Source organism: Ruminococcus sp. (assembly GCF_045129435.1).
Classification (GTDB): domain Bacteria; phylum Bacillota; class Clostridia; order Oscillospirales; family Acutalibacteraceae; genus Ruminococcoides.
Genome location: NZ_JBGVJL010000059.1, coordinates 1 through 9,408, shown reverse-complemented (window position 1 = coordinate 9,408; position 9,408 = coordinate 1). Strand labels below are relative to the sequence as shown.

The window sequence follows — 9,408 nt, the reverse complement described above, 5'->3', positions numbered from 1 at the left end:
AAACAGCCTGTTCCTGTTAAACCAGACAGGTCTTTTAATCGACCAATTTTTTCTCATCAGCGAAAAGTATCTTGTCCTAAATATGCCATTTGATTTTATACGGGGTAAATGCCACAACTTTTCTTAAGTTGTTGGCATTGTTCGCCCACACCCACAACCTTTGAAAAAGGTTGACCAAATTTTTACGTTCGCGTATAAAGTTTGTGATAATTTAAGTCAAAAATTTCCCGACCGTTACTAAACCATAATTTACCCCCAACTATCGAAAAAACCTCAAAAGAACCTTCTTAACTATTCAACTATTCCTCCTCTCCCCCACTCTAACTATTTCACATATTTTTTAATAACACAAAAAGCCCGACAACAACATTAGTCATTGTCGGACTTTATCACTTTAAATCAATGAAAAGCTATTAACTTGTTTATAACAATTAAACTTCTCTGTAAGATGTGTGCCAAATATCCTTAGCATACTCAACAATAGCTCTGTCTGATGAGAACTTGCCGGCATTAGCAATATTGATGAGGCACTTCTTACCAAACTCTTTACGGTTAGCGTAATCTGAGTTAGCTCTGATCTTTGTTTCTACATAGAGTGGGAGATCATAGATGTGGAAGTAGTGGTCAGCAGCCTGCCATGAAGTACCGTTGATAAGAGCGTTGTGAAGTTCAGCAAAGCTGCCCTCGCCCTGAGCACCGTCATCATCAAATGTGCCGTCGATAAGTGTATCAACAACTCTCTTGATTTCAGGATCAGCCTCATAAAGCTTCTTAGGATCATAGCCTTCCTTCTTGAGTCTTTCAATATCTTCAACTCTTGCACCGAAGATATACTCGTTCTCTTCGCCTGCACACTCTGCAATTTCGATGTTTGCACCGTCATATGTGCCGAGTGTTAATGCACCGTTGAGCATAAACTTCATATTACCTGTACCTGAAGCCTCAAGACCTGCTGTAGATGTCTGCTCTGAAAGGTCAGCAGCAACTACGATCTTCTCAGCGTAAGATACGTTGTAGTTAGAAATGAATACAACCTTGAGCTTATCCTTTGTATCAGGATCATTGTTTACAAGGTTAGCAATCTCGTTGATGTACTTGATGATTGCCTTAGCTCTTGCATAACCAGGAGCAGCCTTAGCACCAAAGATAAATGTTGTTGGTGTCCAGTTAGGAAGCTTGCCCTCTTTAATGCGGAAGTAGATTGTCATAATTGAGAAAGCGTTGAGAAGCTGTCTCTTGTACTCGTGAAGTCTCTTAACCTGAATATCATAGATAGAATCTGGGTTAATCTCTACGCCGTCCATCTTCTTGATGTACTCAGCGAGCTGAACCTTCTTCTTCTTCTTGATTGTGTTAAACTTTGTAATTGTCTTAGCATCAATGCAATCGTTGAGCTTTGAAAGGAGTGAAAGATCGATAAGCCAGTTATCGCTGCCAACCTTCTCTGTGATGAGTGCTGCAAGCTCAGGGTTGCAAAGACCTAACCAACGACGCTGTGTAATACCGTTTGTCTTGTTCTGGAATCTCTCAGGATATACCTGGTACCACTCCTTAAGAACATCGTCCTTGAGGATTTCTGTGTGAAGCTTAGCAACACCGTTTACATATGTGCCTGCATAAGTTGCAAGTCTTGCCATATGAACTGTGTTAGCGTCAACAATACGCATCTTAGCTTTCATATCCTCGCTGATGCCCTTAGCTGTAAGCTCTTCCTGAAGCTTGTTAGCAATAAGGCAGATGATGTGGTAAATCTCAGGAATTACCTGCATCATAAGGTCAGCATGCCACTTCTCGAGAGCCTCGCCGAGAACTGTGTGGTTTGTGTAAGCACAAGTCTTTCTTGCAATCTCGAAAGCTTCGTCAAAGTTCATACCCTCGTTCATAAGAAGTCTTACGAGCTCTGGGATTGAGCATACCGGATGTGTATCGTTAAGCTGGATAGCGTTCTCCTTAGCAAAGAAGCTGAAATCATTGCCGTGCTTTGCCTTGTATCTACGCATAATATCCTGGAGAGAAGCTGAGCAGAAGAAATACTGCTGCTTAAGTCTTAAAACCTTACCCTCGTACTTGTTATCGTTAGGATACAGAACCTTTGTGATGTTCTCAGCGTCGTTCTTCTCCTGAACTGCTCTGTTGTACTCTGTATTGTTAAATGCCTGGAAATCGAACTCGTTAAGAGCCTCAGCCTGCCAGAGTCTTAATGTGTTGATGTTGTTTGTCTTGCAACCGATAACAGCCATATCATAAGGAACAGCTTTAACTGTCTGACCCTTGAAAGATACTGTTACAGCCTCATCCTCACGACGGAGGCACCATGGATCTTCAAATCTCTGCCAATCATCAGCAACTTCTACCTGATAACCGTCCTTAATAAGCTGCTTGAAAAGACCGTACTTATAGCGAATGCCATAACCGTCAAGCGGTACTTCCATAGTAGCAGCACTGTCGAGATAGCAAGCTGCAAGACGGCCAAGACCGCCGTTACCGAGAGCTGCATCGTCGATGTCCTCAAATACATTGATGTCAACGCCCTTTTTCTTGAGCATTTTCTTTACATCCTCAAGAATACCGAGGCAGTAAAGGTTGTTGTACATCATTCTACCCATAAGGAACTCAGCTGAGAAGTAGTAAGCTCTACGCTCGCTGTTGTGTTTAGCCTTGCTTGCTGCCCAGTTGTCGGCAATTTCGCCCATAACAGCCTTGCCGAGAGAAAGATGAAGTTCGGAAGGTGTAAGCTCTTCTACCTTCTTACAATACATAGACTGTGCTGTAAGCTCAAGCTTTTCCATAATATTGCTCATTTGTTTAGTCCTCCAGTCGTCCGCTATTTACAGACATTGTTTTTAATTTATCTGCAAGCTCATCAGTAAGAGCTGCTTTATCAACTCTCCAAGTCCAGTTGCCGCCGAGTGTTGACGGAATGTTCATTCTTGCCTCTTTGCCAAGACCAAGAATATCCTGAACAGGAATAATAGCCATACCTGCCTTGCTCTGGTATGCTGTACGGATAAGTCCCCAGTTAAAAGGCTCGTCCTCAGGCATCTGGCAGTAGCTTCTTGCATAGTTTACATCTTCAGGCTTAGCAGTTTCAACCCAACCCATAATAGTATCGTTATCATGAGTACCTGTGTAAACAACGCAGTTTTCAGTATATTTATGTGGGAGATAATCGTTCTCTTCTCCGCTGTCAAAAGCAAACTCAAGTACCTTCATTCCCGGATAACCTGTCTGCTCCATAAGCTCGGTTACATCAGGAGTAAGAGTTCCAAGGTCCTCTGCAACAATGTTAATCTTGCCAAGAGCCTCTTCCATCATCTTGAAGAACTTAATGCGTGGACCTTCAACCCACTCACCGTTGATAGCATTTTCAGCCGGGTAAGGAATTGAATAGTAGCTTGCAAAAGCTCTGAAGTGATCGATTCTTGTGATGTCATAAAGCTTTGAAGCAGCCTTAATTCTCTCAAACCACCACTCGTAGTCTGTTTCTGCGAGGTAATCCCAGTCATAAAGTGGATTGCCCCAAAGCTGACCTGTTGCTGAGAAGTAGTCCGGAGGACAACCTGCAACTGCAATAGGATCACCGTCATCATAGAGCTGGAACAACTCAGGGTTTGCCCAAGTGTCTGCACTATCCATTGCAACATAGATAGGCATATCGCCCAAAATCTGAATGCCAAGACCGTTTACATAAGCACGGAAAGCATCCCACTGCTCGTAAAACTTAAACTGTAAGAATTTCCAGAAGTCAACATCGTCCTTAAGCTTACGCTCGTAACGCTTAACGGCAGCCTCTTCGTGCATACGAATTTCTTCGTCAGGCCACTCTGTCCATGAAACCATATTGAAGCTCTTCTTTACAGCCATATAAAGGGCATAATTTTTGAGCCACTTGCTGTTCTTTCTCTTAAAAGCAGAGAAAGCCTTCTGGTCTTTCTTTTTAAAATTATCATAAGCAATTCTAAGAGCGTCGAATCTGTTGTTGTAGATTTTTTCGTAATCTACCTCAGCAGCGTTTGAACCCCAATCATAACTGTCGAGCTGCTCTTTAGTAATAAGACCCTCTTCACAAAGTGTGTCAAGGTCAATCAGGTAAGGGTTACCTGCATAAGTTGAAAAGGACTGATAAGGAGAGTCACCGTAGCTTGTAGGGCCAACAGGAAGAATCTGCCAAACCTTCTGACCTGCCTTTTTGAGAAAGTCAGCAAACTCACGAGCCTCTTTACCAATAGTACCAATTCCGTAGGGGGACGGAAGCGAAGTAACCGACAACAGGATACCTGCACTTCTTTCCATTAAAATCAACTCCATTCTGACGGATATTAAATTATAATATTTTCGGGATAAATCAAAAGATTAATTATAATTATCTAAATGAATTATAATTTCAGGGCAAAAAAAGCCCCTTATCCACAGTTACGATTTTATTTTACCACAATATTAAATATTTTACAAGATTTTTTTACAACATTTAGCTTAATTTCCAAATTGTATAAAGAACGGCATTACAAGCAAGTTTTCTTATATAATTTCGGGAATTTTTACTTCCGTTTGTTTCGCCGAGCAAAAGCTTTACGGGAAATTTACTGCAATTTGCACAAATTCCTACATAAACAAGTCCCACAGGTTTTTCATCAGTACCGCCTGTCGGGCCGGCAATTCCAGTAGTGCTCGCACCAATATCGGCATTTGCAAGCTTTCTTACGCCCTCCGCCATCTGCATGGCAGTTTCGGCAGATACCGCACCGAGCGTGTCAAGCGTTTCTTCACTCACACCAAGCACCCTGTGTTTAATTTCATTTGCATACGAGCATACTCCGCAGTCAAAAACCTCGCTCGCACCGCTCACAGCAGTAATTCTGCCCGAAAGCAAGCCGCCTGTGCAGCTCTCGGCAGTAGCAAGCTTTTGCTTGTTTGCCTTAAGCTTTTCCACTACCATATTTTGCAGCTCATCGGGATTTATATTCTCTTCCCTGAAAATTTTCTCCAATTCATCAGCCGTATATGTCAGCATAGTAAGACTTCCTTTTTATAGTATATCCAAATTTATGTAAACTAATTTTAATCATCATCTTCAAGTGTGCCGCCACAGTTTGGGCAATGCTTTGGATTGCCCTTTGTACTGAACGAAAGCAAACAGTTGCAATGCGGGATGAATGCTGTTCATTCCGAATTTAATCTTTGAAATAAAAGCAAAAATTGCTCCTAAGACACATATTAAACTTGCAAGATACCTGCATTGATTAGGATTTAAAAAGTTTTCATTAATTAATTTTCCTTTATATAAGACATAAAAAGAAAATTTGGAAATTCCGAATTTTCTTTTTTCATCAGTCCGTACCGGTTAAAAAAGCAATACTTCTTTCGATTGAGTCCTTTGATGTACCCCAATCCTGTCCTTGACTGCGGTAGTCAAACATTGAGCAAAAGTGAGTTATGTCGGCTTTTAGGCTTACAAGATAATTTTTTGTAAGTGCGGCGGTTTCTGCGTAAAAGTCAGGCAAAAGCTTTGACGAAATTCCGCCCTTGCCTGTTGCGGCACTCATAATGAAAGAATAATGCTTTAAGCAGATAAACGGCTGTTCGTTGTACAGCTTTCTGAACTCGCCGCCCTTTGCCCACTCCACAAAAATTGTAGCCATAAAGTGGTGCATATCGCTTGCGATTCTGTCGCAGACATAGCAGGACGACAGTTCTTCTTTAATGCCCTCAAGCTGTTTTTTGTCAGGCTTGCCCTTGAGCTTTGCCGGCATATATTTGTCGATAATTTCCTGCAAATGGCTCTCCAGTATGAGTGCATTCGGCAACTTTTGACCTACTGTAAACATCTGTGAAAAGTGGCGGTGGCAAAATCCTTTTTTGTTGGTTTCTATTCTGATGTTCGGCTCCATCATTGCGTCCCCGGTGATGAATTTTACATACTGCTTTTCGAGCATATCCTCCATTCGGCAAATCGGGCAGCCGTCCTTTGGCATAAAAATATCATTAATCGGTATAGTGCAAATTGTTTCTTTCACAGCAATTCTCCTTATACTGTATATAATAAATAATTATATCACATTTTGAGTGTTTTTACCATAGAATATAAAAATTTTGTGCTAAACATTGTTTAGAATTTATACAATATCGTATATTTTCTTAAGAATTAAGTATAAAGCAAAAAGTTTTCAACACTTTATTCTAATCGTGTTGAAAACTTTTCCGTACAAATTATTTACAAAGCTTATCTTTGAAGAATTCAGCCACCATATCCCATAATTTTTCCTGAGCAAAGAAAATATCGGCGTGTTCAGCACCCTTTACCGCAACCAATGTGGCATCACAGCCGTTTTTTACGAGCAAATCGTGCAAAACTTCACCCTGTGAAAACGGAACTGTGGTATCCTCAGTTCCATGAAAAATCATAAACGGAGGTGCAGACGGGGTAACAAATGAAACCGGGCAACATTTCTGAGCTTTTTCCTTGTTCAGCACAACATTCATACCGAGCATAAGCGATTCCATACTTGCTCCTGCCTCAATAGCCGACTTGTGCGGAAATGATGCGATGTCTGTTGGCGGATAGAACGGACAGCATGCCTGTATATCACTTGAATAATCAAGATATTCACCCACATCAAGATTTTTATCGTGATTGAGTGCTGCCATTGCGGCAAGGTAACCACCAGCAGATTCCCCTGCTATACCGAATTTAGTATCGTCAATGCAATAGCGTTCAGCGTGAGCCTTGAGGTAGCGGATAGCCGCCTTAACATCTTCAAGAGGCATAGGGTAAGCACCCTCGTTGCTGGTGCGATACTCAATGCTTGCAACGGCAAAGCCCTTGAGTGCAAGTTTGGCAAGGTAGGCAAAATGGGCGGATTTATCCATTCTTATCCAACCGCCGCCACATAACCAGATGATGCAGGGATATTTTTGCCTTTTGTCCTTTGGATATATTAAATCAAGCTTTAAGTCCCTTGTGGTGTGACCAAACCAAGCGTCAACCTGAGCAAAGGTGATGTTTGAAACTGTGTAATATCGAGGCTGTTCGATTTGTAAATCAAGATCTATTTTCATAAAGTTGTCCTTCCTTTGTATTTATTATACAATAATTAAGATTGAATTATAATTTTATTATCATAATTTTAACACAATATTTTCTGAAAGGCAATAGGGATAAGTGTTGGTATGCTTTTAATATTGGAGTGAGATTGATATATTATTGTTTTTAAAAGTCGGGAATTTTTTGCTTGTATTATCACATACTTTATACTCGAGCAAAAAATTTGGTCAACCTTTTTAAAAGGTTGTGGGTGTGGGCAAAGCCCACAAATACTATAAGTTTATGCAAAATTTTGATAACCAAACAGTAGGCTGTTTGGTGGCTTGAACACAACAGCGAAAGCCTTATAATGCGATAGCATCATAAAAAGCCATTCTTCCTTATAAATGTATTATTTCTTTTTAATGGCCGTAGCCTGTTTTATCAAACTTTGCTTTAACACACAAACAGCGTTGCTGTTTGTGCCTTACAAATTGCGATGAAAACAGCTTTTCTCGGGCGTTGCCCAAACCCACGAGCCTTTAAAAAGGCTCGACCTAAATTTTATTATTGTTAAGCTTTTGTGTTAGTAAAAAGGACTGCCGAAGCAGTCCTATAATCATCATTTTTCGGTATTATATTTTTTCGGCTCAGTTTCATACACATTATTGCCTTTACTGTCAATCGCAACGATACATGGGAAATCCTCAACTGTGTATCTTCTCACAGCCTCAGTGCCCAAGTCCTCGTAGCACAGCATTTCTTCTTTTTTAATGCTCTTTGCAATTAACGCAGCCGCACCACCAATTGCCGCAAAGTACACACAGCCGTTTCTTACGATAGCGTCAATAACTTCCTGATTTCTCGCACCCTTGCCAACCATTCCTTTTAAACCGAGGTCTAAAAGTGCCGGTGCGTATTTATCCATTCTGTAGCTTGAAGTCGGGCCGGCAGGGCCAACAGCATATCCCGGTTTAGCCGGTGCAGGGCCTACATAATAAATAATCTCGCCATTAATATCAAACGGAAGCTCCTCGCCCTTTTCAATAAGCTCAAAAAGCCTTTTATGTGCGGCATCTCTGCCTGTAAGCATTGTGCCAGAAAGCAACACGCTTTCGCCGGCTTTTAAATTTTTAATATCCTCATCGCTGAGTGGTAAAGTCAATTTTTTCGGCATTTTTCTTCCCCCTTAAATCTCTGCACTTGCGTGTCTTGCAGCGTGACAACAAATGTTGACCGCAACAGGCATTCCGGCAATGTGAGTTGGCGAGGTTTCAATATTCACGCCGATTGCGGTTGTATTTCCGCCAAGTCCGGCAGGGCCAAATCCCATTTTATTTATGCTTTCCAAAAGCTCGTCCTCAAGCTTTGCATAACGCTCGTCTGAATTGTGGGTATCAATAGCTCTGAAGGTCGCCTTTTTTGCAAGCTGAGCACATCTCTCAAAAGTACCGCCAATACCAACACCAACCACGATTGGCGGGCATGGATTAGGACCGGCAGTTCTTACGGTATCAAGTATAAACTTCTTTACTCCCTCAATTCCGTATGACGGAGTGAGCATTTTTATAGCAGACATATTCTCACTGCCAAAGCCTTTGCCGCCTGCTGTAATTTTAATTTTATCGCCGCTCACAATTCTTGTGTGAATAATTGCAGGAGTGTTATCTTTAGTATTCAAACGGTCAAAAACAGGATCGTTTACCACACTTTTTCTGAGGTAACCGTCTTTATAAGCCTGTCTTACGCCCTCGTTTACAGCATCTTCAAAGTTACCGTCCTCAATAACAACCTTGTCGCCGTATTCAACAAACAAAATTGCCATACCGGTATCCTGACAAAGCGGAATTTCTTCTTTTGCGGCAAGCTTATCATTCTCAATAATCTGAGAAAGTACGCTCTTGCCTACCTCTGATTTTTCATTTTCTCTTGCATTTTCAAGAGCAGTCATAATATCCTTGCCAATAAAATAATTGCAGTCGAGAAAAAGCTGTTTTACTGTCTGTGTTACAGTTTCAGCTTTGATTTGTCTGATGTTCATACTCAATTTCCTTTCGGTGCGTTTTAGCCGTACTGCTTTTATTATAAAACTTTTTACGACACATTTCAATAAATTAAAGCAAAAATAACTCTCTGCCCTAAATGTTAGAGTGATATTTTTATTATGGGAAGATAGTTTGCAAAATAATAATTTTTCTGTTTCCGGTAATAAATTAGTAACGGTCGGGAGTTAAAAGGTTTGAGATTGTGTAAATGTCAAGTGAAAATGACGAAAAACGCTCATTTAAAATGTACAATTATGAGCGAAGAATCAGTCATCAGAATCATCAAAGATTTTTCTGCCCTTGATGCGGTAGGAATTTCCGGTAATTTTGATAACTTCGCAG

General features: G+C 40.9%; 6 protein-coding genes and 1 pseudogene. All 7 read right to left on the bottom strand.

All coding sequences use genetic code 11. The features are described from left to right. Positions 1-431: 431 nt before the first annotated feature. The 7 genes and pseudogenes from ACJMMI_RS02970 to ACJMMI_RS02940 all read right to left on the bottom strand — a co-directional run bounded on the left by ACJMMI_RS02970 (position 432) and on the right by ACJMMI_RS02940 (position 9,056). A complete protein-coding gene (locus ACJMMI_RS02970; protein ID WP_405353375.1) occupies positions 432-2,801 on the bottom strand; it encodes a glycogen/starch/alpha-glucan phosphorylase in 2,370 nt (789 codons plus the stop codon). Positions 2,802-2,805: 4 nt separating this feature from the next. Next, a complete protein-coding gene (gene malQ / locus ACJMMI_RS02965; protein WP_405353373.1) occupies positions 2,806-4,293 on the bottom strand; it encodes a 4-alpha-glucanotransferase in 1,488 nt (495 codons plus the stop codon). 175 nt (positions 4,294-4,468) lie between these two features. Then, positions 4,469-4,903, bottom strand: a pseudogene (locus ACJMMI_RS02960) (CinA family protein); the annotation flags it as partial. A 424-nt stretch (positions 4,904-5,327) separates the two neighbouring features. Next, the gene (locus ACJMMI_RS02955; RefSeq protein WP_405353371.1) at positions 5,328-6,014 is read right to left on the bottom strand and encodes a DUF6062 family protein; all 687 of its coding nucleotides are present in this window, start codon (positions 6,012-6,014) and stop codon (positions 5,328-5,330) included. A gap of 193 nt (positions 6,015-6,207) precedes the next feature. Further along, on the bottom strand, positions 6,208-7,056 hold the full coding sequence (locus ACJMMI_RS02950; RefSeq protein WP_405353368.1) for an alpha/beta hydrolase fold domain-containing protein: 849 nt from the start codon (positions 7,054-7,056) through the stop codon (positions 6,208-6,210). Positions 7,057-7,643: 587 nt separating this feature from the next. Further along, the gene (locus ACJMMI_RS02945) at positions 7,644-8,198 is read right to left on the bottom strand and encodes a Fe-S-containing hydro-lyase (RefSeq protein ID WP_405353367.1); all 555 of its coding nucleotides are present in this window, start codon (positions 8,196-8,198) and stop codon (positions 7,644-7,646) included. Between the two features lie 12 nt (positions 8,199-8,210). Beyond that, positions 8,211-9,056, bottom strand: a complete 846-nt coding sequence (locus ACJMMI_RS02940; protein ID WP_405353377.1) for a fumarate hydratase — start codon at positions 9,054-9,056, stop codon at positions 8,211-8,213. Between the last annotated feature and the right edge of the window lie 352 nt (positions 9,057-9,408).

Excerpts from the sequence above, each read along its gene's own strand:
- ACJMMI_RS02970 (WP_405353375.1), bottom strand. The coding sequence starts at position 2,801 with ATGAGCAATATTATGGAAAAGCTTGAGCTTACAGCACAGTCTATGTAT.
- malQ (WP_405353373.1), bottom strand. The coding sequence starts at position 4,293 with ATGGAAAGAAGTGCAGGTATCCTGTTGTCGGTTACTTCGCTTCCGTCC.
- ACJMMI_RS02950 (WP_405353368.1), bottom strand. The coding sequence starts at position 7,056 with ATGAAAATAGATCTTGATTTACAAATCGAACAGCCTCGATATTACACA.
- ACJMMI_RS02945 (WP_405353367.1), bottom strand. The coding sequence starts at position 8,198 with ATGCCGAAAAAATTGACTTTACCACTCAGCGATGAGGATATTAAAAAT.